This is a genomic window from Cohnella sp. GCM10020058, from assembly GCF_042683485.1.
In the GTDB taxonomy this organism is placed as follows: Bacteria; Bacillota; Bacilli; order Paenibacillales; family Paenibacillaceae; genus Cohnella.
Genome location: NZ_JBHUJV010000009.1, coordinates 775,192 through 801,228 on the forward strand (window position 1 = coordinate 775,192; position 26,037 = coordinate 801,228).

Consider the following 26,037-nt stretch of genomic DNA (forward strand, 5'->3'; position numbering starts at 1 on the left):
AAGCTGTACCTCGTGGCCAACGATACAAACGGATCGGGCACGATCTACGCGGACAAGCTGAGCCTGGTCTACACGACGGACAACAACCTGTTAGACAACGCGAGCTTCGAGAATGTGAACGGGACGAAGCCGGTAGGCTGGGAAACGAGTCTGCCGAGCGGTGCGACAGGCACGTTCAGCACGATTAGCACGCCGGTAACAGCGGGAAGCCGCGCGGTGCGCATCACGGCCAGCGGACTATCGCAATGGAATGATGCAGCCGTGCAGCAGGGAGCGCTGGTAACGGCGGGCCGTGGCTACAAGCTGAGCGGCAAGCTGAATATCGAGGCACTTAATCAAGGCTTGGGTCAAGTATTCATCCGTTTCTACGATGATAACTATCAGATGCTGGGTGAGAACCATACGGACTACAACGCGCTGACCAATGGCTACGGCGATATCGATCTGCAGGGAATGATTCCTGCAGGAACGACGAGAGCGACAGTTCGCATAGCGGTGCTAGCCAACGCCAACAATGGCGCAGGAACGATAGACGTGGACGACATGCGTTTGGAATATGTTCTGTAAAATGCCGGCCTGCGGCACCAACCTATTAAATTATGTAATCACGGAGGAAGTAATATGAAGGTTTCGTTCAGACCAATTCGATCCGCAATAAGTATAGTAGCGGCTGCTTCATTGCTTTGGCTTGCGCTTCCCCAACCTTTGGTTGGGGCGGCAAGCCAAACGGCAGGCAATGCTACAAAAGAATACATGATTAGTTTCAAGCAAAACGTGAAGCCGCAGACCATCTTGAATACACGAAAAGTCAAACATCAGCAAAAGAAATCTTTAAAGAAGCAAAATACGATCATTGTCGATCTGGACCAAGCCGAGCTGGCGCAACTCCGCGCGGACTCTAATGTTGCATTCATTGAACCGAATAGCCAGGTTTCGATTCAAAACATTGACGTTTCAGAGGGCGAGACGAGCGCTGATGCTGCGGTAACCGATTCGCTATCGTGGGGGAATGTAGCGATTGGTGCTAACTTGGTGGAAGATTCGGAATTTAAAGGCAGCGGCATTAAAATTGCGGTGTTGGATACCGGCGTCTCCGCGCATTCCGACCTTAGTATTGCAGGCGGCATTAACTTTGTAGAGGGATCGGTTGGATACGCAGACGATAATGGACACGGGACGCATGTGGCCGGTACGATTGAGGCCAAGGATAATAAGGCTGGTATCGTAGGCATTGCTCCTCAAGCTTCCGTGTACGCCGTTAAGGTTCTTAAGGCAGACGGGACGGGGACGTACGCTCAAGTTATTCAAGGTATTGAATGGGCGATCGAAAACCATATGGATATTATATCCATGAGCTTTACCGGCGCCGAGAATTCAGAAGCCCTTCATCAGGCTGTACGAGAAGCCAGCGAAGCAGGAATCCTTCTTGTAGCTGCGGCAGGCAATCGCGGGAGTGGGACGGAAACGGAGATGTACCCGGCGCTCTTCGGTGAAGTGGTATCCGTAGGGGCAACGACACAAGCGAATTTACGCGCAAATTTGTCGAGTACGGGCAGCCAACTGGATTTGGTTGCGCCCGGAGTGGATATTTACAGCACCTCTAACGACGGGAACTACAGTTCCCGGTCCGGTACATCGATGGCGGTTCCGCATGTTACCGCTGCTGCTGCTTCGCTCTGGTCCAAACACCGGTCCATGAGCGCAGCCGCCATCATGGATATGTTATATACGACGGCTACTCCGCTTGGTTCTTCGCATGAGTATGGCCATGGACTTGTTAATCTGGCAAAAGCAGCAGGCGTGATCGATTCTGCAATCCCTGCTTTTCAAGTCGATTCTAACGATTCGACCACGCCGGAAACGCCTGGAGCCGGAGAAGTTAGCATTGCTAGCGCAACTAGAGGAAGTTCGATCAGTATATCTACAACCACGCCGTCTTATCCAACGGGCGTGACCCAATTTACCAAGTTAGATGTAGGCGTGGATGATCCGACTTCCGTGCGCAGATGCTCCAATACGTATACGACAACATATAAAACCGGGAATGCAGCTCCTTCGCCAGCCCTAAGCTGCTCATCAACCAGTTCATGGCCGCTCGGTACGTATAGTGTGAAATATACTTTTTATTACACCGGCGGAACCAAACAAATAATTGAAAATTTCACACTGGACCCAGAAGCTCCTTCGCTTTCATTGGGGACCCGAACTAGATCGAGCATTTCCCTTTCCTGGGGCGCGATTGGCGGTGTCTCGTCATATAAGGTGTTTAGAAACAACACGCTGATCGATACGGTCTCGAGCACGAGCTATACATCAAGCGGACTTTCCGCAGGAACCGCATATTCATTTTATATTAAAGCGGTCTCCGGAGCCGTCACCGGTTCGGAGTCGACTTCCAATTTAGTAAATACGTCGACATTGGATCCGCTAGTCGCACCTAACGCTCCAACGGTATCGAGCGCTACTGCGAACTCCTTCTATGTATCCTGGAATGCGGTAAGCGGCGTCTCCAGCTATAAAGTTTTGATTAACGGGAATTTAAATACGACTGTCAGCACTACAGGGACAACAGTTAGTGGTCTGAACCCGGACACGCTTTATTCCGTTCAGGTCAAGGCGGTTGATCCATATGACTCAAACTCAGGTGCAACTTCCCTCGCCACCAATGCATGGACGGCCAAAGCAGCAGGACCGACCGGCTTTACTGCTTCGTTTGTAACGTCCAACAGCATTAAGGCGACATGGAATGCAGTTCCCGGCGCGTACCTATATACGATCAAAATCATTAAACCGACAGGTAGCCAATCCTTTGACACTTCCAATACCAACTATACATTTGCGGGATTAACTGCCGGAACCCCGTATACGCTGCAGGTCACAGCTAACAACTCGTTGACTACGCAGATCTCTATTAATACGGATGGCAAGGGAACCCTTCCGACCTATTTTACCTTCCCAATGAACGGCAAAACCTATACGGCATATCCTTTATCATAGTACGGGGGAATTAAAAAATGAAAAGCACATTTTCAAAAATACTGGCAAGCTTGGTCATCGGGTCGCTTCTCGCGACCTCTTGGCCGGCGGGCACAAGCCTGGCAAAGACAGGCGATACCGTGCAGACGGAAAAGGCTAAAGCGAAAAAGCTTAACGATAAACGCACCGAGATTGCCGGCAAATTCGGAAAAACCGAAGATGATATTCAGTCGCTGCTGAATCAAGGTTATACTTCGGACGAAGTAAGCGGCGCTCTGGCTCGTCAAAAATCCGAAACGCTGTCGCTTACGACGGCATTGGGAAAAGCGCGGAAGCTTAACCTGAATCGATCCAAGGACAAGAGCGAGATTGAGACGGAAGTCGGCAAGAATATTCTTGAAAATCCGAAGAATACCATGATGGCAGCGTCCTCAACGGCTCCCGCTAATCCGGTCAGCGACGTTACGCTTAAAAACCTTAACTTGAAGCTGGACAACGCTCCTTTTGCCGTCAGCAACGATCAGGAGTCGATCTCCCCTCTGGACGGCAGCCTGTCCACGACGAATACGGATTTCGTGCTGCCGGGACGAAATGGTCTATCCTTTTCTTTGACTCGCAACTATAGTACCTCCGACTCGCAATATTTTGAAATCAGCCAATCCTATTACAATGATAAGATTTTGTACGACGTTATGTTCAATGCAACGGTAAAACAGTATCGGCTTCTTTTTACGCCGATGTTCCAAATGACGCATACTCGGGATTACACCGACTGTACCGGCAGCGTGCTTGTGAACGAATGGATCAGCACAGACTATTGGGCGCTTACCGCGAAGTCTGCTAAATACAATGAAGCACTTAGCCTCGCAAGTTCTTTGCAAACTACGCAACCGTCCTATGTAGGGGATTATTCTGCTTGCACGAATAACGTAAAAAAGCGCGACAAATACTATTTCGTTTTGGGCAGCGCAAGCGTTATTCAAGCAGGGGAAGAGTTGATCGGCACGAGCCACGCCAACAACCTTCTGTACGACAAGTACGAAACGGAAGCGGCTGCCAACCAAGCCAAACAAACGGAACTTGCGCCGTATGTCGGCAGCACCGCTTATTTAGAAGACGATCCTGAAGGTACGGATGCAACACAATATACCTTTAATCGTTATTATGTAGATAGCGGAGCTTCCTCGACTTTCGTTGCGCAAGAAGCTGCAGGAAATTGGCATGCTTACAATTCGGCCGGCAAGACGTATTCTGACTTGCATTCCCCGCTGGGGAAAGGCTGGAGCTGGGATGTTCCTTATGTAAAAGAAGGGAAATTCGTCCATCTTAGCGGCGGTTCTTATGAAGTCAACGGGACACAGTTGAAGGGATATCCGTTTGACGATATCTCGTTTGCTGCGCAAAATGGCACAGTTACGGTCAACCAAGCTTCCCAATCCTATTCGTATGTAGTAAGCAATCTATCGGGGATCAAGCAGTACTTTAACGCCGAAGGTCAAATCATTAAAATGACCGACGCCTACGATAACTATATAGACTTCGGTTACACCTACAGCGCGACTTACGGTCAGAATTTGCTGACGAGCATCACCGATCCGCTGAACAATAAGATTCAGATTCAGTACACGACTGCCGAAGTCACGCTAACTTACGGCGATCGGACAGTCAAACTGACGAAAGCTTCTATACAAAACAACGGCAGTACGATCGAACTGCTTGATCGCGTGACGGATCCGATGAACCGGGTTACCCGCTACGAGTACAAGCAGGCGACAGATACGCGCTATAACGTGATCAATAATAATGTTGCAGGCGGCATTGCGAATGGTTATGCGCTCTTGAAGACGGTTTATTATCCGACGGGCGCAGAAACGCATTATACGTACGAGTCCACGCCTGTTACACGATATCTATCCACGACAGCCGTTAATCAAGCGTACAGGGTTCAGTCCAGAGAAGACCATATTGTAACGGTTAATCCGGATACGCAGGCGCCTACCTTTGTGCCTAACAATCGAGTCAATTTTACGTATACCGGCGATATTCAAAGTTCTTATGGAAACGATATGACATTCTCCAGTGTCGTCGACACAATCCTTGGCCAGACAACCTATACGTATGATAAAGATTTCATAGACGATTCGAATCCTGAAGTCTATTACACGACGCAAATTAAACAATCTCAAGGCGGCTTGGATACGACGACGAGTCAGGTATACGACCGCACGCGGAAGCTGACGATGCCGAACAGCTCCACCACCGTGTTCAAGAACACGCAGTCGGGAGCGACGCGGACTGTAACAACAAGCCAAGTCTACGACAATAGCGGCAACGTAACGTCGCAGACCAATGAGCAGAATATAACGACGCAGTACACGTACTTCCCAGGTACGCATCTCGTTCAGACGATCCTTCAGCCTACTGCGGCCAACAAGAGCTTGTATACCGTAGTGACCAAAACGGCGAAGAACGATCCGGATGTTGTTAAGGTTACTGAAAACAACGCCTCAGGCGCACTGCTTCAGATGTCGGATTACGATTATGACAGCTACGGCAATGTGACGCGAATCGTGACTAAAAAAGATGCCCAGGATCTGAGCAAGGAAAACATCGTTATCCTGGAGTACAGCGGCACGTACAACAACGCTTATTTGACGCGTCAGCAAATTGACGGTAAGGATGTCAATTCAACGGCGTTTACTGTCACAACGCAAGCGGAGTACAATCGAGCGACTGGCCAGATGACTCGATTTGTCGACGGCAATCAGAAGGGGACGGACTACGAATACGATAAGCTAGGCCGTATTAAAAAAATTACGAATCCCGAGCTCAAATCGGTCCAGATCCAATATAACGACAGTACCAACGTCGTAACGCAAACGAACGAGGCTAGCGCAAAAATTGAAAGCCGGTTCGATCCGCTGGGCCGCATGACGCAGCAGGGCATCTACAGCAACGGCGTATACATGGCTAAGCAAAAGAATATCTATGATGCATATGGCAGAATTAAGAGTGTCGAGGATGCCGAAGGCAATTTAACTAAATACGACTATCAACTGCTGCCTTCCGGTACAAAGGTGGCCGAAACATCCCCTGCTCCGGACAACAGCCAGTCGTACACCCAGACCGACGTAGTCAACCTTATCCAAACCACTGGGGACGGCCTGGGCAACCTGGTCAGTAATACGTTGGATGTAATGGGGAATACGGTCAAAACGCAAACGACCAATATTAGTACCGAAGTGCCGGCAAAACCGACGGTGGTTAACACTGAAAATATGACCTACGATTATTCCGGTCATATGTTGACCTACAAAGATGCCAAAACGCAGACGACCCAGTATGGCTATGACGGTCTCGGACGTTTAACGAGCGTGACCAATCCCTTGAATGAGGTTACCTCTTATCGGTATAACCTTGTGGGCTCTCTTGAAAGCATCCAGTATCCAGATCAGACGACGACGACCAAGACGTACGACACCCTCGGGCGCGTCTTAAAGTCGACTAAGAGCGATGGCACTGAAGAGAAGTTCGTGTATGACGGTAATAGCAATGTACTGGCCTACACGGATGAGTCCGGGAAAGTGTTCAATTCGACGTTTAACTTCCGGAACCAGCTGCTGACGCAGTCTGACGGTCAAAATACGACGCAATTCACCTATACGGATGACGGCTTGCGCAAAACGATGGCCGATACGATCGGGACCACCATTTACACTTACGATCCCTATAGTCGTCTTAACGATCAGGTAACCTATCCTGACCAAAAAGTATTGACTTATGAGCATGATAGCCGCGGCAACGTTAAGAAGCTTACAGGTCCGTTTGGTGATGTCGTTTCCTACAAATACGATACGAGCAACCGCCTGAAGCTTATTAATGACGGTGTAGACAGTGAATACGGATACTATTCTAATGGTTCCCTGAAGTCGATCGTTCAGGGCAATGGCGTAACTGCTAATTATTTCTATAGCGGCTTAGTGCTGACTGCATTGAACTATTCAGGCGCCAATTTGTCTCCTGTTCAGTATCGCTATAGCTATGATGCTAACAATAATATCGAGACCGTCTCGAAAAACGGTGCGGTACAAAGCTATGCGTACGATGCATTGAATCGGGTTAAGACTTCCAGCCAGAACAATGAAGTCTACACCTATGATTCGCGCGGCAATCGGAGCACGCTGCAGACCGACGCTTTGCCGGACGATCTCGGCGATAACCCGTTGCTCGGCTACCAGTACGATGCATTTAACCAACTGACTGCCGCGACGAACGATGAAGAAGCAGGCGTGACCTATCGTTACAACGGCGACGGATTAATGGTTGAACGCACGGAAAACGGTGAGAGAACCCGCTACTACTATGACGTCAACAACGAGATTATCGCTGAAGGCAAAGTGAATGCCAACGGATCGGTTACCAAGATCGCAAGCTATGCACGAGGAGTCGGACTGAGCTATCAGACAAACGGCAGCGGCATCAAATCCTATTACATGACCAATGGTCATGGCGATACGGAATATATGACTGATGCTACGGGCCACATCGTTAACAGCTACACGTACGATCTGTGGGGCAAGCCAACGCAGCTTAACGCGCAGGTGGCGAATCCTTTCCTGTATGCAGGCGAATATTGGGATTCGACAACCAAACTGCAATATCTGCGTGCGCGTTGGTACGACCCGAGCGTAGGTCGTTTTATGAACGAGGATTCAGTTGAAGGACAGCTGAACAACCCGTTGACGCTGAACCAGTATACGTATGCGGCTAACAATCCGCTTATCTACGTCGATCCGTCCGGTAACGTTTATAAATGGGTTGGAGATGGCTGGAGATTAATCAAGAAAGGCGTAGTAGCGGTAGCGAATTTCTTGGTCGTTGACGATATTCGGACCATACTCGATCCTAATGCATCCACCTTCGATAAAGCATTAGCTGCGGCCAGCTTCATACCTGTAGGTAAGGTAATCAAGGGCGGAAAGCTAGTTGTTAAGCTGGTAAATAAAGAAGGCAAGGTTGTCGAACGTGCCGTTGAAAATTCGGCAAGCAATCGTAAGCTGGCGGATAAAGTGTTGGGGGCTTGTAATTGTTTTGTTGCGGGAACGAAGGTTCAAACAGACGAAGGTGAGAAAAATATCGAAGACATTCAAGTCGGAGATAGGGTTCTCTCGAAGGATGAAGCGACTGGCGAAGTAGCGTATAAAGAAGTCACGGCAACGTTTAACCATGAAACGGATGAAATTTACAACATCCAAGTTGGCGCACAGACGATCGAATCGACTTTTAATCATCCGTTTTATGTAGATGGTAAAGGGTGGACGTTTGTTAAGGATCTCCAAGCTGGCGACTTGCTTGTCCAAAGTGATGGGCATACACTCAAGATAGACAGTATTGAATTGGAACAGAAGCATGTCACGGTTTACAACATGACAGTGGATGAGTTCCATACGTACTTTGTTAGTGATCTTGGGATTTGGGTGCATAATTCTGAGTGTCTTAAAGGTGGGATAAAACACTCATTGTATAGAGACCTCCGAGACAAGTTTGGAGAAAAAGGCAGAGAGAGATTCGTTGAAGCGATGAATAAAGGGATTGTTAGAAGTCAAGGGGAAAACGGAGTCAAATTTGTTGGTAGTTCTCATAACGGCAAGGGAGTACTTTTTGGCAACACATATTACAAATATGAGGTTAAGTTAGTTGGTGGTCCGGAAGGAGATTGGAGACTGCTGGGGAATTGGGATGAAAAACAAAATCAAGTTCTGTATACTGTAATGGCAAACCATAAGCGGATAAAATATTGAAGGAGGAACTATGCTCGTTAAGGAAAGTATAACCGATTGGGCGAAAGCCATTGATCTAGAAATATTAGCAGTTAGTTATTGTAAAAGGTGTATCAATAACTATTTAAATGACTTTATTGATGACGCAAAACAGTACTTTGGTGAGTACTGTCCTGAGAAAATAGATTTAGAACTAAAGAAAGTTTATGCGATTATCGATTGGAAAGAACAGCAATACTCGCATATTATTGCATTAGTACCAATTGTCTACGATTGTAAGGAGATTGGTAGATACGAATTGTTTTTTAGAATACCATCGGGCGAAATATATGATGATTTGCTTGTTATTGATGGGCAGGAACAGCTAACTTATTAGCAATAGTTTGACCTTGAGGATATCCTTCTTCAAGGTCTTTTTTTTTAGTGATGGATGGCTACGTCACATCTCATACATTTGAATACATAAAATTAAAATACATTCTATGACATGGTGCTTTATGCAACTTTCCATTTTCATTTGTTACTTATCCGTAGTGAATTAAAACAGAATGACCCGCAAGAGGACACTTTTAAAGTATCCGTCATGCGGGTCACAAGTTCACCTAGTCGGCCGAGAGTGGCTCCTCCAGCCTATTCCTTCGGGTGAATCATATCTTCCGGCTTCACGTACTCGGTGAACTGCTCGTCCGTCAGCAGGCCGGTCTTGAGGGCGGCTTCGCGGAGCGTGAGGCCTTCCTTGTGCGCCAGCTTGGCGATCTTGGCGGCGTTCTCGTAGCCGATGTATGGATTGAGCGCCGTGACGAGCATGAGCGATTGCTCCAGGTTGCGGCTCAGTACCTCGCGGTTCGGCTCGATGCCGACGGCGCAGTGCTCGTTGAAGGAGCGCATGCCGTCCGCGAGCAGGCGGACCGACTGGAGGAACGCGTTCAGGATGACCGGTTTGAACACGTTCAGCTCGAAGTTGCCTTGGGAAGCCGCGAAGCCGATCGTCGCGTCGTTGCCCATGACCTGGCAGGCGATCATCGTGATCGCTTCGGCCTGAGTCGGGTTGACCTTGCCCGGCATGATGGAGCTGCCCGGCTCGTTCTCGGGGATCGTGATCTCGCCGATGCCGCTGCGGGGACCGCTCGCGAGCCAGCGCACGTCGTTGGCGATCTTCATCAGATCGGCCGCGAGCGCCTTCAGCGCGCCGTGGGCGAAGACGGATTGGTCGTGGCTGGTCAGCGCGTGGAACTTGTTCGGTGCGCTAACGAAGCCTTTGCCGCCGGTCGCTTCGCTCAGCGCTTGCGCGACGCCGTCGCCGAACGCCGGATGCGCGTTGATGCCGGTGCCGACCGCCGTGCCGCCGATCGCCAGCTCCTTCAGCGTCTGCGCGCTGCTACGGATCATTTGCTCGGTTTTTTCCAGCATGGCGTGCCAGCCGCTGATCTCTTGGCCGAGCGTGATCGGCGTCGCGTCCTGCAGGTGGGTACGGCCGATTTTGACGATATCCATGAACGCTTCGGACTTGGCCTTCAGCGTCTCTTTGAGTTCGCCAAGCGCCGGGAGGAGAACTTCGTCAACCGCAACGACGCTTGCGACGTGCATGGCCGTAGGGAATGTGTCGTTAGAGCTTTGCGACTTGTTCACGTCGTCGTTCGGGTGAACGCGCTTGTCCGAGCCCTTCGCTTCAAGCAACTGATTGGCGCGCCGAGCGATAACTTCGTTGACGTTCATGTTGGACTGCGTGCCGCTGCCTGTCTGCCAGACGACGAGCGGGAATTCGGCATCCCATTCGCCGGCGACGATCTCGTCGGCCGCGGTTGCGATCGCGTCCTTCTTGTCGGCGTCGAGCTTGCCCAGCTTGTGGTTGACCTGTGCGGCCGCCTTCTTCAGTTGGGCAAAAGCCGTGATCAGTTCCTTGGGCATCCGCTCCGTGCCGATCTTGAAGTGCTGGCGGCTGCGCTCGGTTTGCGCGCCCCACATCGCAGTAGAAGGCACCTGAATCTCGCCCATCGTATCGCGTTCAATCCGGAATTCCATTGCTGATTCTCCTCCTACGCCTTTTTAAATTATGCGATCCGCCCAGGCGGAATGTACCTCCGCTCCTTGGACCGAACCGTCTTTCGATAAAAGCGGCCCCGTACGCCGATGCGGACCGAGAGCCGTTTTTGACATCACGTCTTCCATTATAATAGTTTGGCATCGCGGTTCCAAATGAAATCGTCGGCGCAGATGCCCATGGAATCGTTCGTAACGCGGCGACAAGGCGAGAAAACCGCAACGACCGTTCGGGCAGAACGCCTAAACGGTTGTTGCGGTTGTTGCGGTTAGTGTCATGGGCGTCGTCGGCGTGGGTTTCGGAAAAAGGTATGCACGTACGTCCACAGTCGGCAGCCCCGCCACCGATCAGCGACGGCGCGCCCCCGCTTTTTGCTAGGCACGCGCTATCGCAGCCTACTGCCGAATCAATTCAGAACCCCTGCACCTGATGCGGTACATACGGCTCCTCGAGCGCCGCGATCTCTTCCGCCGTCAGCGTAAGCGACAGCGCCGCGACCGCATCTTCCAAGTGATGCGGCTTCGTGGCGCCGACGATCGGCGCGGTCACGACGGACTTCTGCGCCACCCAGGCCAGGGCGACTTGCGCGCGCGGCACGCCCCGCGCCGCCGCGATCTCCGCGACGCGCGCCACGACCGCCCGGTCCGCTTCGACCGCCGAGCGGTAGAGCGTCTTGCCGAAGGCGTCCGATTCGGACCGCTCGCTCGGCTCGTCCCAGTCGCGCGTCAGTCGTCCCCTGGCCAAGGGGCTCCACGGAATGACGCCTACGCCCAGCGCTTCGCACAACGGCAGCATCTCGCGCTCCTCCTCGCGGTATAACAGGTTCAGATGGTTTTGCATGCTGACGAACTTCGTCCAGCCCTCGCGCTCCGCCGCATGCTGCGCCTGCAGGAACTGCCATGCATACATGGACGAAGCGCCGATGTAGCGCGCTTTACCCGCCTTGACGACGTCGTGCAGCGCTTCCATCGTTTCCTCGATCGGCGTATGCGGGTCCCAGCGGTGGATCTGGTACAGGTCCACGTAGTCGGTGCCGAGCCTGCGCAGGCTGTTGTCGATTTCGCCCAGGATCGCCTTTCGCGACAGCCCCGCGCCGTTCGGTCCCGGCCGCATGCGCCCGTGCGCCTTGGTCGCGATCACGACCTCGTCGCGTCGCGCGAAGTCCTTGAGCGCCCTCCCCACGATCTCTTCGCTTGTGCCGTCGGAATACACGTTGGCGGTGTCGAAGAAGTTGATGCCCAGCTCCAACGCCTTCCGGATAAAGGGGCGGCTCCGCTCCTCGTCCAGCGTCCACGGGTGCGTCCCGCGTCCGGAATCGCCATAGCTCATGCATCCCAGGCACAGGCGGGATACTTGCAGGCCGGTGCGTCCGAGTCTCTTGTATTCCATCCTTGGATTCCTCCTTTGGCTTGTCTTTCTCACCGCATCATAACGGATTCGCGCGGAAAATAAAACTCAAAATCATACTTGGTAACTAGGAATATGCAATCGCGAACGGCAATGCGGATTTTCTGTGGCTACTCTCTAAAAGTACCGTAACCCCCGTAAATATAAGCTTTTTTCTCATTCAAAAATGAATTGACAATCCTAAAGCACGGTGATAAAGTACACTCAAGAATTTTAAGTAAAACCTACTGGATTACTTGGTTTAATGTCGAATTCGAAAAAGCGACGCTTTTAACGAGCATGCTGACCGAACCGTCGGAGGCATCCCCAAGCATCGGGGCGATCATGAATCGCGCCTGTTTGGAGGTGTCTCTTTTTTCATCCATCGACGAAAGGCCGAGCTGGTAGAAAAGGAGTGGTTATCATCGGAGCTACGCTGCTTGCGATCAAGGATCTGAACAAGCGCTTCAGAACGGACAACAAATTCGTGCAGGCACTCCACCATATCGAGCTGGATGTCAGAGAGGGGGACTTCGTCACCGTCATCGGGCCGAGCGGTTGCGGCAAGAGCACGCTGCTGCGGATCGTCGCGGGACTCGATACGAGTTTTCAGGGCAGCGTTCAATTGGAGGGGCAGCCGATCGCCGGTCCCGGCATCGACAAGGGCTTTATCTTTCAGGAGCCGCGCCTGTTCCCCTGGCTGACGGTGGAGAAGAACATCGCCGCGGACCTGTCGCTGCGGGATGCGGGCGTGCGGCGCAAGGTCGACGAGCTCATCGAGCTGGTGAAGCTTCAAGGGTTCGAAAAAGCCTATCCGAAGGAACTGTCGGGCGGTATGGCGCAGCGCGTGTCAATCGCGAGAGCCCTGCTGCGCAATCCGAAGATTTTGCTGCTCGACGAACCCTTCGGCGCCCTGGACGCCTTCACGAGAGCGCATATGCAGGAGGTGCTGCTCGACATCTGGAAGCGCAACGGCACGACGATGATCTTCGTCACGCACGATATCGACGAGGCCGTATTCCTCGGCAGCCAGATCGTTATTTTGAAGCCGAGGCCCGGCGAGATTCGCGGACGGATCAAAGTCGAACTGCCGTATCCGCGCAAAAAGTCCAGCACCGCCTTCCAGGAGCTGCGATACAAGGTGCTGAGCGAGTTCGAACGCATCGAGGAGCTGTCCTGGGGCGAGTCGGGGGCGGGCATATGAGGAAGGAGGCTGGCTATTCATGAGCGTCGATCGAGCCGATCTGCCTGCGGCAGCGTCCGCGAAGCGCAGACGATCGCCAGGAAAAACGGGAAGCTACCGGAAAAAATGGGCCGACTTCGCTTGGGGTGCGGCACTCCCCGTGGCCGTGCTCCTCGTCTGGCAGTGGCTGGGGGACAGGGAGCTGATTTCTCCGCTGCTTTTCCCGACGCCACGGGTCATTGCCGAATCGTTCGTATGGCTGTGGAACTCGGGCGTCCTGTTTGAAAATCTCGGCGTCAGCCTGTACCGGACATTCGCCGGCTTCGGCCTCGGCGCCGGGCTCGGGTTGCTGCTCGGCCTGTTCGTCGGACTGTCGCGGAGCGTCGAACGGCTGCTGGATCCGACGGTCCAGATGGTGCGTATGATCCCGCATATCTCGGTCACCTTCTTGTTCGTGCTGTGGTTCGGCATCGGCGACACGTCCAAGGTGCTGCTGATCGCCAAAGGCTGCTTTTTCCCGTTGTACATCTATACGTTTCTCGGCATCCGCAATACGGACAACAAGCTGTTCGAAGTGGCGCGGGTACTCGGCTACAGCCGCTTCAAACAGATCGTCCGGCTGGTGCTGCCGGCGACCGTGCCGGGCATTATCCTCGGCATCCGGCTGTCGCTCGCGATCGCCTGGGTGAGCCTGGTCGTCGCGGAGATGATGGGCGCCAGCTCAGGACTCGGCTTCCTGATGATGGACGCGAGGGCGATGAGCGATACGCCGACCGTCTTCGTCGGAATCGCACTGTTCACCTTGTTCGGCAAAATAACCGATTCCGTCGTGCTGTTCGCGGAGCGCCGACTGCTGGCCTGGCGCGACGTCCATGACGGATGAGAGAAGGGGGATATAAATGAGTCAGCAAGCGCAAGCGGTGCGCGCCGGCGTGGCGGGTCCGAACAAGCGCGTCGCGAACGGCAGGAGCCGCGTGTGGATTCACTTTGCGATGGCCGCGCTGCTGCCTGCCGTCATTCTGGTCGTGTGGCAATGGTTCGGGGCCGCAGGCCGCATCAACCCGCTGCTGCTGCCTTCGCCTGCAGCCATCGCGGAAGCGTTCGGCAGGCTGACCGTGTCCGGCGAACTGCCCAAGCAGCTCGGCTACAGCATCCTTCGCGCCTCGATCGGCGTGCTGTACGGCGCCGGCGCGGCGCTGCTGCTCGGCGCGCTGGTCGGCTTTTCCCGGACGGTCCGCAAGATTCTCGATCCGTCGATGCAGCTGCTGCGTCTCACGCCGAGCCTGGCGACGGCGCCGCTCATTATCTTGTGGTTCGGCTTCGGCGAGACGTCCAAGATCGTTATCATCGCCTTCGGCGCCTTTTTCCCGCTTTACATGAGCACGGTTGAAAGCATACGCAGCGTGGACAACAAGCTGGTCGAGGTCGCGCGCGTGCTGTCCTTCGGGAGAGGCAAGCGGCTCGCCCGCCTGATCCTGCCAGCCTCCGTGCCGGGCATCCTGTCCGGACTGCGGCTGTCGATCGCTTACGGCTGGCTGGCCCTGGTCGTCGCGGAGCTGCTTGGCTCGCAGACCGGCATCGGCTTCCTGATGAGCCACGCACAGACGAACTCGCAGCCCGAGGTCATCTTCGTCGGCGTCATCGTCTTCGCCGTCATCGGCAAGCTAATCGACGCGCTCGTCGTGACGATCGAGCGCAGGCTGCTCCGCTGGCGGGACAGCTTCGGCGGCAATTGACCGCACCTGGCCGAACTTGGCTGCACGTGGCCATCGAACGACAGCGCTAAGTCATTATTCGCAAGACCACCATTCCGGCTTCAACCATTTGAGAGGGGTATTTCGCATGTTTAACAATCGTCTTTCGTTCATCAAAAATCCGGCAGGCCGCCTGGGACTCGGCGCCCTGCTGCTGACGACGCTGCTGCTGCAGGCTTGCGGCGCCAAAAACGAAGGCAACGCCGCAGCCAGCGCTTCTTCCGGCTCGGCCGCGTCTTCCGCCGCCGCTTCGGCCTCCGCATCGGCTTCCGCATCCGCCGCTCCGGCGACGGCCGACACGACCTCGCTGACCTACGGCTTCGTCGGCACGAAGGAACCGGCCGGGGTCGAAGGATGGGGCTTCCACACCGGCATTATCCAGGAGGAGCTGAAGAAGTACGGCGTCACGGACGTCAAGCTCGTGCCGTTCCAGACCGGACCCGACCTGAACGAATCGGTCATCGGCGGCCGCGTCGACGTCGGCAGCTCGGGCGACACGCCGGCGCTGCTCGCCCGTTCGTCCGGCGCCAAGACGCGTCTCGTCAACTTTACCAATACCGAAGTTAACACGATTCTCGTCGGCCGCAAGGACGGCGCGCAAACCGTCGACGAGCTGAAGGGCAAGACCGTGGCCGTCGTCAAAGGCTCCCTGATGTACCGCTTCCTCGTCGGCTACCTGGCTGAAAAGAAGCTCGATAAAGACGTGAAGGTCATCAACATCAACAGCATCCCGGATACCGAGGCGGCGCTGCTCCGCGGCGAGATCGACGCCTATGCGATTACGAGTTCCTACTATTCCGCCTACAAGCTGCTGCAGCAGGGCAACCCGCTGCTCGCGCAGTCGAAGGAAATCCCGAGCCTGCTCAGCGTCAGCGTCGTCTATGCGACCGAGGACTATCTTGGCAAGTTCCCTGGCTTCCAGGCTGTCTGGACGGCAGCGCTCAAGAAATCCTATGACGACCTCAAGGCCAAGCCGGACGAGTATTACCAATGGCTGTCCGATCAGACCGGCACCCCGGTCGACGTGCTGAAGGAAATCCAGCCGATCGAGTCGCTGCCCGCCGAGGCGCTTTCCGAAGCCGGCATCGGCCGCATCAAGGCGTCCAAGGACTTCCTGGTCGCGGAGAAGCTGGCCAAGAAGGACTTCAACATCGACGAGTGGATCGTGCGTTAACCGAAGACGTCGCTTATTCCGCGATACTTAAGTCACTTAAGGATGCCATTAAAGTTTTAGGCAATTAACGATTCATTCGAGGAGGAATACAGCCATGGCTAACGGCGGCAAAAGACAAATCCGGTTCGGCATTTTCCTGCAGGGCGGCGGCGGACACTGGCGGGAGCCGGACGTGCGCGCCGACGGCGCGGTCAGCATCGAGGCTTACCAGGAATACGCGCGCATCGGCGAGGCCGGCAAGTTCGACTTCGGCTTTATCGCGGACTCCGCTTATATCACCAAGGACTCCACCATTCCGTTCCTCAGCCGGCTCGAGCCGATGACCGCGCTGGCGGCCGTATCGGCGGTCACCAAGCATCTCGGGCTCGTAGGCACCTTTACCACCTCTTACAGCGAGCCGTTCACGACGGCACGCCAGCTCGCCTCGCTCGATATCATCAGCGACGGCCGGGCGGGCTGGAACGCCGTCACCTCCGCGCTCGAGGGCGTCGCCCGCAACCACGGCCACGACAAGCTGCACGATCACGCGCTCCGGTACCGCATCGCGGCCGAATTTATCGAAGTGGTCAAAGGGCTGTGGAATTCCTGGGAGGACGACGCGTTCCCGCGCGACAAGGAGACGGGCGAATACGTCGACCTCGACAAGCTGCACACGCTGAACCACGTCGGCGAGTTCTTCAAGGTGCAGGGCCCGCTGAATCTGGAGCGTTCGAAGCAAGGGCATCCGGTCATTTTCCAGGCCGGCGCTTCCGAGACGGGCAGGGACCTGGCGGCGCGCTACGCCGACGCGGTGTTCTCGAGCTTCGAGGAATCCGGCAACCTGGCCAAGGCGCAGGCGCAGTACAAGGATATCAAGGACCGGGCGGTCGCGTACGGCCGCAATCCCGACGAGCTCCTGCTGTTCCCGTCGATCCAACCCATCGTCGCCGCGACCCAGGAGGAAGCGGACCGCCTCTACGAGGAGGGCAACCGCTTCATCGATCCTGCTTATGCCGTCAAGTATCTCAGCCGTTACTTCAGCTTCTTTGACTTCTCGCAATTCCCGCTGGACGAACCGCTGCCCGAACTCGGCGACATCGGCAAGGACAGCTTCCGCTCGACGGCGGAATATTACCTGCGGATCGCCAAGGAGGAGAATCTGACCCTCCGCCAGCTCGCGCTGCGGGCGACCAACCCGCGCGGCGACTTCGTCGGCACGCCCGAATACGTCGCCGACAAGATCGCCCGCTTCTTCGAAGAACGCGCGGTCGACGGCTTCATCCTGGGCGGCTCGCACGCGAACCTGCGAAACTTCGTCGACCAGGTGGTGCCGCTGCTGCAGGCCCGCGGGCTGTTCCGCACCGAATATGAGTCGGACACGCTGCGAGGCAATCTCGGCATCTCGTTCCCGGAGAACCGGCATGCGCTGGAGAGGCGTCAGGCGGTCGTTCAATAACGCTTTATTTCAAAGAGAACAGGAGGAACCGCCATGGCAATCGATCCGTTCATCGATCCGTTAACCATTAATCAGCAGCCGCAGTTCGCGAATCCCGAGGACGAAAGGCAGCACCGTAAGGAGCGGCTGGCCGCCGCCTTCCGCGTATTCGCCAAGCTGGGCTTCGAAGAGGGCGTCATGGGCCATATCTCCGCCCGAGATCCCATCAAGACCGACCATTACTGGACCAATCCGTTCGGACTCAGCTTCGGCCTCATTAAGGCGAGCGATCTCGTGCTCATGAACTTCGAGGGGAAAATCGTCGAGGGACGCGGCCTGGTCCATCCGGGCGGCATCCAGCTTCATCTGCCGATTCTGCGCGACAACCCGCATCTCGTATCGGCCGCGCATACGCATTCGATCTACGGGCGCACCTGGTCCACCTTCGGCCGGCTGCTCGATCCGCTGACGGCGGAGGCCGCGGTCTTCTATAATAGCCATTCGATCTACGACAGCTTCGAGCGCGGCGAAGGGGACAACCTGGCGCAGGCGGTCGGCAACAACAAGGCGGTGCTGCTCAAAAACCACGGCATTCTGTCGCTGGGCAAGACGGTCGACGAAGCCGCGTACTGGTTCGTTTCCTTTGAAAAGGCGAGCCAGGCCCAGCTGCTGGCCCAAGCCGCCGGCGAGCCGACGCTGATCGGCGACAAGCACGCCCAGGCGATCGCGGACCGCACGGGCGAGCAGTTCGGCTGGCTCAACTTCCAGCCTTACTACCAGGCGATCGTGAGAGAGCAGCCGGACCTGCTGGATTAAGTCATGCGAGCGCTGCTCCCGTATTTAAGGCCGTATCGGCGGCCGATGAGCCTGGCCTTCGTCCTCATGCTGATCGAGGCGGCCGTCGAGCTGTGGCAGCCGCTGCTGCTCGCGAAGCTGATCCAAGAAGGGATCGGCGGGAGAGACGTCCGGGCTGTCTACGTTTGGGGAGGCTGGCTGATCGCTTCCGCGCTCGGGGGCTTCGTCTGCGGCATCGTCAATACGTTCTGGGCGTCCCACGTCAGCCAGTCTCTCGCGCACGATTTGCGTTCGGACCTGCTGCGCGGCGTGCAATCCGCGGGGCTGTCCGACCTGCGCGGGTTCAAGCCCGCCGCGCTGCTCGGGCGGATGACCGGCGACGTTACGCAGGTGCAGGCGGCGGTTTACTTCTGTCTCCGGCTGTTTTTCCGTTCGCCGCTGCTGATCGCGGGCTCGGTCGTGCTGGCAATGCTTGTCGACTGGCGGCTGGGCCTGCCGCTGGCCGTGACGGTGCCGATCTTGCTGGCCGTCGTCTATGTCGCGATTCGCAAGGGATTTCACGCGTTCGGAGAGGCGCAGGAGAACATGGATCGGACCAGCGGCATATTGCGCGAAAACCTGGTGGGCATGCGCCTGATCCGGGCGATGGTGCGCAGGGCGGGCGAGTACGAACGGTTCGGCGCCGCCAACGCGGCATGGCGGGACCGGACGACGTCGGCGCTGCGCTTGTCGGAGATGACGATTCCCGGCGCCCTGCTCGCGATGAACTTGATCGTCCTCGCGATTCTGACCGCGGGCAGCGGCCTGCTGGCCGACGGCGGCGCCGAAGCCGGCGAGCTGGTCGCGGTCGTCAATTATGCGCTGCGCGTCATCGGCGCGCTGTCGTTCGTCACGATGATTATCACCAGCCTGTCGCGTGCGGCGGCATCGTGGCGGCGCATTGCGGAGGTGCTGCGCCTGCCGGAAGAGCGGGATCGCGCAGCCGCGGCGCCGGCCGGGCATCGCGGGGGCCGGGGCGTGGGGGAGTCGGATGCGGATGCAGATGCGATCCGTCGGCCCACGGGCGATATCGTCTTCGACTGCGTCGGCTTCCGCTATCCCGACGCGCCTGACGTCGCCGTGCTGCGAGATCTTAGCTTCAGGGTGAGGCGGGGCGGCACCGCCGTCGTCATGGGTATGACCGGGGCGGGCAAGACGTCCCTGCTGCAGCTGCTGCCCCGGCTGTACGAGTCGGCCGTGGGCCGAATCGAGATCGGCGGCGTCGACATTCGCGCGCTGCCCAAGGAGACGCTGCGCGCGGCGATCGGCTACGTTCCGCAGCAGTCCGTCCTCTTCGAGGGGACGGTGCGGGACAACCTGCGGATGGGCGCTTTGGAGGCGACGGACGCGGAGCTAGAAGAGGCGGCGCTCGCCGCCCAGATCCACGGAGAGATCGCCGCGCTGCCCGGCGGCTACGATATGCGATTGTCCGCCGGCGGCAGTCTGTCCGGCGGGCAGCGCCAGCGGCTGGCGGTCGCGCGGGCGTTGGTGCGGCGGCCCGAGCTGCTGCTGCTGGACGACTGCACCAGCGCGCTCGACGCCGCTACGGAGGGCCGGCTGCTTCGCAGTCTGCGGGAGACCGGACGCACGGTGCTGATGTCCACGCAGAAGGTGGCGGCGGCCCGGCACGCCGACCTGATCCTGCTGCTCGCGGACGGCGCGCTCGCCGCGCAGGGCAAGCATGACGAGCTGCTGGCGAGCAGCCCGCTGTACAGGGAGATCGTCCGGTCCCAGTCGAAGGAGGCGCAAGAGATTCATGCCTAGACGAGAAGCGCTGTCCGCGCGTTACGGCAGCATCCCGCTGCGCAAGCCGCCGCCTGCGGGCGCGGCGCAGAACCGGGGCCCGCGGGAGCTCCGCCGTACTTTGATCCGGATCGGCGGCTATATGCGTCCTTACAGGCGGCCCCTGACGCTCGCGCTGCTCCTGGTCGTTGCCGGCGCCGGCTGCGGATTGGCCGGGCCGTATCTGCTGGGCGAGGCCGTCGACGCCGCGCTCGGCGGCGGCGGACCTTCGTCGCTCGCGCCCTACCTGCTCGGACTCGGCGCCCTGTATCTGCTGCAGACGGCGGCCTCGATGCTGCAGCAGTACCTCGTCATCGGGGCCGCGCAGCGTACGGTGGCGGACATGAGAAGCGACCTGTTCGGCCGTCTCCACCGCGTGCCGATGCCTTATTTGTCGAGCCGCCCGCACGGGGACCTGATCGGCCGGATGATCAACGATATCGACAATCTCAGCCAATCGCTGGGCGGCGCCTTCGTACAGGTGCTTTCCAGCGCGGTCGTTTTCGGCGGGATGCTGGGGTTGATGCTCTGGCTGAGCTGGCCGCTTACCTTGGTCAGCCTCTCTGTAATCCCGGTTATGTTCCTTGGCACGCAGTGGATCTCCGCGCGGACAGGCGCGCTGTTCAAGGCGCAGCAGCGGGAGCTCGGGGCTTTCAGCGCCTACGCGGAGGAAGCGGCGGCTGGACAGCCGGTTATCCGCGCGCTGTCCCGGGAGCGCCGGACGCAGGAGACGTTCGACGCGCGGAGCCGCGAGCTGATGCGCGCTTCTTATTGGGCGCAAACCTTCTCGGGTTTCGTCCCGAAGCTCATGTTCCTGCTGAACAATCTCAGCTTCGCCGTCATCGCGGCGGCGGGCAGCTTGTTCGCGCTGCACGGCCTCGTTACCGTCGGGATCATCGTGACGTTTGCGGAGTACGCAAGGCAATTCTCGCGTCCGCTGAACGAGCTGGCTTCGCAGGTCAACGCCATGCTGTCGGCTGTCGCCGGCGCGGAGCGGGCTTTCGAGGTGCTCGATCAGGAGGAGGAGACCGACGGGGAGGATGCGGAGGAGCTGCCTGGGGTAAGGGGCGCGATCGCGTTCGAGGGCGTCACGTTTTCCTACGGAAGCGGCGCGCCGGCCCTCGTCGATCTGTCTTTCTCCGCGGCCCCCGGCCAGTCGGTCGCGCTCGTCGGCCCGACGGGCGCGGGCAAATCGACGGTCGTACAGCTGATCACCCGATTCTACGAACCGCAGCGGGGAACAATCGCGATCGACGGCCGCGATATCAAACGTTTGACGAGGGACAGCCTGCGGCGCCATATGGGCTTCGTGCTGCAGGACTCCATCCTTTTCCACGACTCGGTTCGCGGCAATATCCGTTACGGGAGGCCGGAAGCGTCGGACGCTGACGTCGAGGAGGCGGCCAGGCTGGCCAATGCGCACGAATTTATCATGAAGCTGCCCGAAGGCTACGACACCGTGCTCCGCCAGGAGGGCGACGAGATCAGCCACGGTCAGAAGCAGCTGCTCGCGATCGCGCGCGCCATGCTGTCGGATCCGTCGATCCTCATCCTGGACGAGGCGACCAGCAGCATCGACACCGTCACCGAACTTCATATCCAGGAGGCGCTCCGCCGGCTCATGCGGGGAAGGACCAGCATCGTCATCGCGCACCGGCTGGCAACGATACGAGGCGCCGACCGGATCGTCGTCCTGGAGCGCGGGCGGATGGCCGAGCAGGGCACGCACGACGAATTAATGGCGATGAAAGGGCTGTACAGCCGACTATACGATACGCCGCAAGCTCAATAGACCGGTCCGGACAAGCCGGACGGAATTCAGGAGGCACATCCATGGCATCGAAAAGAGTGAACAGCATCACGGACCTGATCGGCGAAACGCCGGCGGTTCGGTTGAACCGGCTCGTCAGCGAAGGCGACGCGGAAGTGTATATGAAGCTCGAATACTTCAATCCGAGCGGCAGCCTGAAGGACCGGGCGGCGTTCAACCTGATCGCGGACGCGGAAAAGTCGGGACGTCTCAAACCGGGCGCCACGATCATCGAGCCGACCAGCGGCAACACCGGCATCGGGCTGGCCATGAACGCCGCGGCCAAGGGGTACAGGCTCGTCATCACGATGCCGAACAACGCGACCAAGGAACGCATCAACATCCTGAAGGCTTACGGCGCCGAAGTCGTGCTGACGCCCGCGAACGAACGGATGTCGGGCTCGATCCGCAAGGCGCTCGAGCTGCAGCGGCAGATCCCGGGCAGCTTCGTGCCCCAGCAGTTCGAGAATCCGGCCAATCCGGCGATTCACCGGACGACGACGGCCCTCGAGATCCTGGAGCAGATGGACGGGCGGCTCGATTCGTTCGTGGCGGCCGCCGGCACCGGCGGGACGATCACGGGAACCGGCGAAGTGCTGCGGGAGCGGCTGCCGGACATCCGCATCGTCGTCATCGAGCCGCAAGGCTCGCCCGTGCTGTCCGGCGGCAAGCCGGGGCCGCACAAGCTGATCGGCGCGGGTCCGGGCTTCGTTCCCGGCGTGATCAACCAGCAGATCTACGACGAGATCGTGCAGGTGTCGGACGCGGACGCGATCCGCACGGCGCGGCAGATCGCCACGTTCGAAGGCATCCTCGTCGGTCCTTCCTCGGGCGCCGCCGTCTGGACGGCGCTCCGGGAGGCCCGTCGGCTGGGCAAGGGCAAGCGCGTGCTGTGCATCGCGCCGGACAACGGCGAGCGGTATTTGAGCTCCGACCTGTTCGTGGATTAAGGAGGCGGGACGTTACATGAATTTCGACCCTTTATATCATCCGCATCCCGCGTACCGCGTCCCAACCTATGCGCATCGCGGCATGGTAGCGACCTCGCAGCCGCTCGCCGCGCAGGCGGGACTGGACATATTGAAGCGCAGCGGCAACGCGATCGACGCCGCCATCGCGGCCGCGGCGGCGTTGACCGTCGTCGAGCCGTGCTCGAACGGCATCGGCGGCGACGCCTTCGCGCTCGTATGGACGGGCGGCAAGCTGCACGGCTTGAACGCCAGCGGTCCGGCGCCGCGCTCGATCTCGATCGAAGCGGTGAAGGCGGCCGGGCATTCGGAGATGCCCGCCTACGGGCCGCTGCCGGTTACCGTGCCCGGCGCGCCGGCGGCATGGGCAGCACTGTCGCGGCGTTTCGGCAGGCTGCCGCTCGGGGAAGCGCTGGAGCCCGCCATTCGTTATGCCGAGGAAGGATACCCGGTATCGCCTACGGCGGCGTTCAACTGGGGCAAAGCGCATGCATCGTACCGGGTGGCGTTTAAGGGAGCGGCGTTCGAGTCGTGGTTCGAGACGTTTGCGCCGGGCGGACGTCCGCCTGCGCCCGGCGAGCTCTGGCGGTCGCCGGACCACGGTCGCACGCTTCGGCGGATCGCCGAAAGCGGGGCGGAGGACTTTTACCGGGGAGAACTGGCGGCTCGCATCGTCGCGTTCGTACAGGAGGCGGGCGGGTTTCTGGGCGGGGAGGACCTGGATGCCTTCCGCCCCGAATGGGTGGACCCGATTCGCGCGGCTTACCGGGGCTACGACGTATGGGAGATTCCGCCCAACGGCCAGGGGCTCGTGGCGCTGCTTGCGCTTCGGCTGCTCGACGGCTTCGGCGGTTTGCAGGCAGGGGTCGTGGACACGTATCATAAGCAGATCGAGGCGATCAAGCTGGCGTTCGCGGACGGGCAGCGACACATTACCGACCCCCATCATATGAAGGCGAGCGTGGAGGCGCTTCTGTCGGATGCGTATTCGGCGGAGCGGCGGACGTTGATCGGACCGCGGTCGGGATTGCCTGAAGCCGGCGATCCCAAAGGCGGCGGGACCGTATACTTGGCAGTCGCCGACGGAGAGGGCAATATGGTCTCCTTTATCCAGAGCAACTACATGCAGTTTGGCTCGGGCCTTGTCGTGCCGGGCACCGGCATCGCGCTGCAGAACCGGGGGCGCGACTTCTCGCTGGACGAAGCGGCGGCCAACCGGCTGGAGCCGGGCAAGCGTACGTACCATACGATCATCCCCGGCTTCCTGACCCGCGGCGGCGAAGCGGTCGGACCGTTCGGCGTGATGGGCGGCCTGATGCAGCCGCAAGGCCATGTCCAGACGTTGATGAACGCGATCGATTTCGGCCTTCATCCGCAGGCCGCGCTGGATGCGCCGCGCTGGCAATGGACGGGCGGGCGCACGGTGCTGGTCGAGCCGGGCTTCCCGGCGGCCGCCGCGCAGGCGTTGGCCAGGCTGGGCCACGACATCCGCTTCGCGCTGGACGGCGGCTCCTTCGGACGCGGCCAGATGATCTGGCGCGATCCGGCGACCGGCGTCCTCTGCGGCGGCACCGACTCGCGGACGGACGGCACGATCGCGGTTTGGTGATTGACTAAGATGCTGCAGGCGTTCGTCCGGAATTCTGGCGAGCGTTTTTTTTCATGATAGGCGAAGCTTAATTCGCCAGCTGCTTCTGTTCCCCGCCGCAAGGTGTATGATATGCTAGGAGAAATGTACGTACAAGTCATGCTACACGCCTGGGAGGATACGATGACAGCGAATACGCAAGCTTACGAGGGTCAGTACGAGGGTTTGAAGGCAGTGTGGCTGAAAGCGGGCCCTTACGAGGCGGCGGTGCTGCCGGAGATTGGTGCGAACCTGATCGCGTTCCGGGACACGGAGCGGGGATATGCCTTCCTGCGGGAACCGGCCGCGGACGAATTGCAAGCGTTCACGGAGCGCCCGATGGTGCACGGCATCCCGTTGCTTTTCCCGCCCAACCGCTTCGAGGACGGCAAGTTCCCGTGGGAGGGCCGCGTGCTCGAGCTGCCCGTCAACGAGACCCACCGCAACAATCACTTGCATGGCTTCCTTTATAACATTCCCTGGCAGGTCGACGGCTTCAGTGCCGACGCGCTCGGCGCCCGTGCGGTATTCAGCGTGAAGGTGGCAAAAGGAGACGCGGTGTACACGCGGTTTCCATTCGCGTTCACCGTCCGGCTTGAGTACACGCTCGGCAGCGACGGCCTCCATCAACGCGTCAGCGTGCGCAACGACGGCGAAGGCACGATGCCTTGCCTGCTCGCCTTCCATACGGCGGTCAATGCGCCTTTCGTGCCGGGCAGCACACCGGACGACTATTCGTTCAAGCTGACTGTCGGCGAACGCTGGGAAATGGGCGCTGACGGCAGGATGCTGCCGACCAAGCGCAGGCTGCCGCTCACGGATGCCGAGGCGCGCATGCGCGACGGGACGCAGTCCCCGTTTTTCGAGTCGCTGGACAATCACTACACCGCAGCACCGCAAAACGGCCGCAACCGCATGGAGTTGACCGATACGCGCACGGGCGTGAAGCTCGTTTACGACGTCGGCACGGGCTACAAGCAATGGATGATCTGGAACGACGGCGCCAAGGGCGGCTACTTCTGTCCGGAGCCGCAGGTCAATCTCGTCAATGCGCCGAACATCGAGCTGTCGCCGGAGGAGAAGGAGCAGGCGGGACTCTTCGCGCTGTCGCCCGGCGAGATCTGGGAAGAGACGAGCCGGCTGTACACGATCGGCTGAACGAAAGCGGGACAGGCCGATGGGCGTTGATCCGGGGAGCTTTTGCCCTGAGGAGCGTGTCTGGCCGGAATAAGGATGTGCGGCATCGTTAATCGGTGCCGCGGAGCGTGTCTGGCCGGAATAGGGATGTGCGGCATCGTTAATCGGTGC

17 protein-coding genes are annotated in these 26,037 nt (G+C 58.1%); 15 read left to right on the forward strand and 2 right to left on the reverse strand.

Features of this window, described 5'->3' with window-relative positions; all coding sequences use genetic code 11:
- From ACFSR7_RS18720 to ACFSR7_RS18735, 4 genes are all read left to right on the forward strand, one after another.
- Window positions 1-567: hypothetical protein (locus ACFSR7_RS18720; protein ID WP_378164149.1), on the forward strand; the 567-nt coding region annotated here is incomplete at its 5' end.
- Between the two features lie 54 nt (window positions 568-621).
- Window positions 622-2,997, forward strand: a complete 2,376-nt coding sequence (locus ACFSR7_RS18725; protein ID WP_378164151.1) for a S8 family serine peptidase — start codon at window positions 622-624, stop codon at window positions 2,995-2,997.
- A 17-nt stretch (window positions 2,998-3,014) separates the two neighbouring features.
- Entirely contained in the window at window positions 3,015-8,777 is a 5,763-nt protein-coding gene (locus ACFSR7_RS18730) for a polymorphic toxin-type HINT domain-containing protein (RefSeq protein ID WP_378164153.1), read from the forward strand.
- 10 nt (window positions 8,778-8,787) lie between these two features.
- On the forward strand, window positions 8,788-9,132 hold the full coding sequence (locus ACFSR7_RS18735; protein WP_378164155.1) for a hypothetical protein: 345 nt from the start codon (window positions 8,788-8,790) through the stop codon (window positions 9,130-9,132).
- 254 nt (window positions 9,133-9,386) lie between these two features.
- On the opposite strand, the gene fumC is transcribed toward ACFSR7_RS18735, so the two are convergent.
- Entirely contained in the window at window positions 9,387-10,778 is a 1,392-nt protein-coding gene (gene fumC, locus ACFSR7_RS18740) for a class II fumarate hydratase (RefSeq protein ID WP_378164157.1), read from the reverse strand.
- Window positions 10,779-11,208: 430 nt separating this feature from the next.
- Window positions 11,209-12,186, reverse strand: coding sequence for an aldo/keto reductase (locus ACFSR7_RS18745; protein WP_378164159.1), 978 nt, complete (start codon window positions 12,184-12,186; stop codon window positions 11,209-11,211).
- 421 nt (window positions 12,187-12,607) lie between these two features.
- Between ACFSR7_RS18745 and ACFSR7_RS18750 the strand changes: the two genes are divergently transcribed.
- From ACFSR7_RS18750 to ACFSR7_RS18800, 11 genes are all read left to right on the forward strand, one after another.
- A complete protein-coding gene (locus ACFSR7_RS18750; RefSeq protein WP_378164643.1) occupies window positions 12,608-13,387 on the forward strand; it encodes an ABC transporter ATP-binding protein in 780 nt (259 codons plus the stop codon).
- Between the two features lie 19 nt (window positions 13,388-13,406).
- Window positions 13,407-14,249 carry an ABC transporter permease gene (locus ACFSR7_RS18755; protein ID WP_378164161.1) on the forward strand — a complete coding sequence of 281 codons (843 nt, stop codon included), beginning with the start codon at window positions 13,407-13,409 and terminating at the stop codon, window positions 14,247-14,249.
- A gap of 16 nt (window positions 14,250-14,265) precedes the next feature.
- Window positions 14,266-15,102, forward strand: a complete 837-nt coding sequence (locus ACFSR7_RS18760; RefSeq protein ID WP_378164163.1) for an ABC transporter permease — start codon at window positions 14,266-14,268, stop codon at window positions 15,100-15,102.
- 106 nt (window positions 15,103-15,208) lie between these two features.
- Window positions 15,209-16,294, forward strand: coding sequence for an ABC transporter substrate-binding protein (locus ACFSR7_RS18765; protein ID WP_378164165.1), 1,086 nt, complete (start codon window positions 15,209-15,211; stop codon window positions 16,292-16,294).
- 94 nt (window positions 16,295-16,388) lie between these two features.
- Window positions 16,389-17,729, forward strand: coding sequence for an LLM class flavin-dependent oxidoreductase (locus ACFSR7_RS18770; RefSeq protein ID WP_378164167.1), 1,341 nt, complete (start codon window positions 16,389-16,391; stop codon window positions 17,727-17,729).
- 33 nt (window positions 17,730-17,762) lie between these two features.
- Entirely contained in the window at window positions 17,763-18,524 is a 762-nt protein-coding gene (locus tag ACFSR7_RS18775) for a class II aldolase/adducin family protein (protein ID WP_378164169.1), read from the forward strand.
- Window positions 18,525-18,527: 3 nt separating this feature from the next.
- The gene (locus tag ACFSR7_RS18780; protein WP_378164172.1) at window positions 18,528-20,306 is read left to right on the forward strand and encodes an ABC transporter ATP-binding protein; all 1,779 of its coding nucleotides are present in this window, start codon (window positions 18,528-18,530) and stop codon (window positions 20,304-20,306) included.
- On the forward strand, window positions 20,299-22,116 hold the full coding sequence (locus ACFSR7_RS18785) for an ABC transporter ATP-binding protein (protein WP_378164173.1): 1,818 nt from the start codon (window positions 20,299-20,301) through the stop codon (window positions 22,114-22,116). The genes ACFSR7_RS18780 and ACFSR7_RS18785 overlap by 8 nt, the downstream gene beginning before the upstream one ends.
- A 41-nt stretch (window positions 22,117-22,157) precedes the next feature.
- Window positions 22,158-23,084 carry a cysteine synthase A gene (gene cysK, locus ACFSR7_RS18790; RefSeq protein ID WP_378164175.1) on the forward strand — a complete coding sequence of 309 codons (927 nt, stop codon included), beginning with the start codon at window positions 22,158-22,160 and terminating at the stop codon, window positions 23,082-23,084.
- 16 nt (window positions 23,085-23,100) lie between these two features.
- Entirely contained in the window at window positions 23,101-24,711 is a 1,611-nt protein-coding gene (locus ACFSR7_RS18795) for a gamma-glutamyltransferase family protein (protein ID WP_378164176.1), read from the forward strand.
- Between the two features lie 162 nt (window positions 24,712-24,873).
- A complete protein-coding gene (locus tag ACFSR7_RS18800) occupies window positions 24,874-25,887 on the forward strand; it encodes an aldose 1-epimerase (RefSeq protein WP_378164178.1) in 1,014 nt (337 codons plus the stop codon).
- Window positions 25,888-26,037: the final 150 nt, after the last annotated feature.

Bases quoted from the DNA above. Each gene is read 5' to 3' on its own strand.
- fumC (WP_378164157.1), bottom strand. From the start codon at position 10,778: ATGGAATTCCGGATTGAACGCGATACGATGGGCGAGATTCAGGTGCCT.
- ACFSR7_RS18735 (WP_378164155.1), top strand. From the start codon at position 8,788: ATGCTCGTTAAGGAAAGTATAACCGATTGGGCGAAAGCCATTGATCTA.
- ACFSR7_RS18780 (WP_378164172.1), top strand. From the start codon at position 18,528: ATGCGAGCGCTGCTCCCGTATTTAAGGCCGTATCGGCGGCCGATGAGC.
- ACFSR7_RS18760 (WP_378164163.1), top strand. From the start codon at position 14,266: ATGAGTCAGCAAGCGCAAGCGGTGCGCGCCGGCGTGGCGGGTCCGAAC.
- ACFSR7_RS18800 (WP_378164178.1), top strand. From the start codon at position 24,874: ATGACAGCGAATACGCAAGCTTACGAGGGTCAGTACGAGGGTTTGAAG.
- ACFSR7_RS18795 (WP_378164176.1), top strand. From the start codon at position 23,101: ATGAATTTCGACCCTTTATATCATCCGCATCCCGCGTACCGCGTCCCA.
- ACFSR7_RS18770 (WP_378164167.1), top strand. From the start codon at position 16,389: ATGGCTAACGGCGGCAAAAGACAAATCCGGTTCGGCATTTTCCTGCAG.
- ACFSR7_RS18775 (WP_378164169.1), top strand. From the start codon at position 17,763: ATGGCAATCGATCCGTTCATCGATCCGTTAACCATTAATCAGCAGCCG.
- cysK (WP_378164175.1), top strand. From the start codon at position 22,158: ATGGCATCGAAAAGAGTGAACAGCATCACGGACCTGATCGGCGAAACG.
- ACFSR7_RS18725 (WP_378164151.1), top strand. From the start codon at position 622: ATGAAGGTTTCGTTCAGACCAATTCGATCCGCAATAAGTATAGTAGCG.
- ACFSR7_RS18785 (WP_378164173.1), top strand. From the start codon at position 20,299: ATGCCTAGACGAGAAGCGCTGTCCGCGCGTTACGGCAGCATCCCGCTG.
- ACFSR7_RS18755 (WP_378164161.1), top strand. From the start codon at position 13,407: ATGAGCGTCGATCGAGCCGATCTGCCTGCGGCAGCGTCCGCGAAGCGC.
- ACFSR7_RS18765 (WP_378164165.1), top strand. From the start codon at position 15,209: ATGTTTAACAATCGTCTTTCGTTCATCAAAAATCCGGCAGGCCGCCTG.
- ACFSR7_RS18730 (WP_378164153.1), top strand. From the start codon at position 3,015: ATGAAAAGCACATTTTCAAAAATACTGGCAAGCTTGGTCATCGGGTCG.
- ACFSR7_RS18745 (WP_378164159.1), bottom strand. From the start codon at position 12,186: ATGGAATACAAGAGACTCGGACGCACCGGCCTGCAAGTATCCCGCCTG.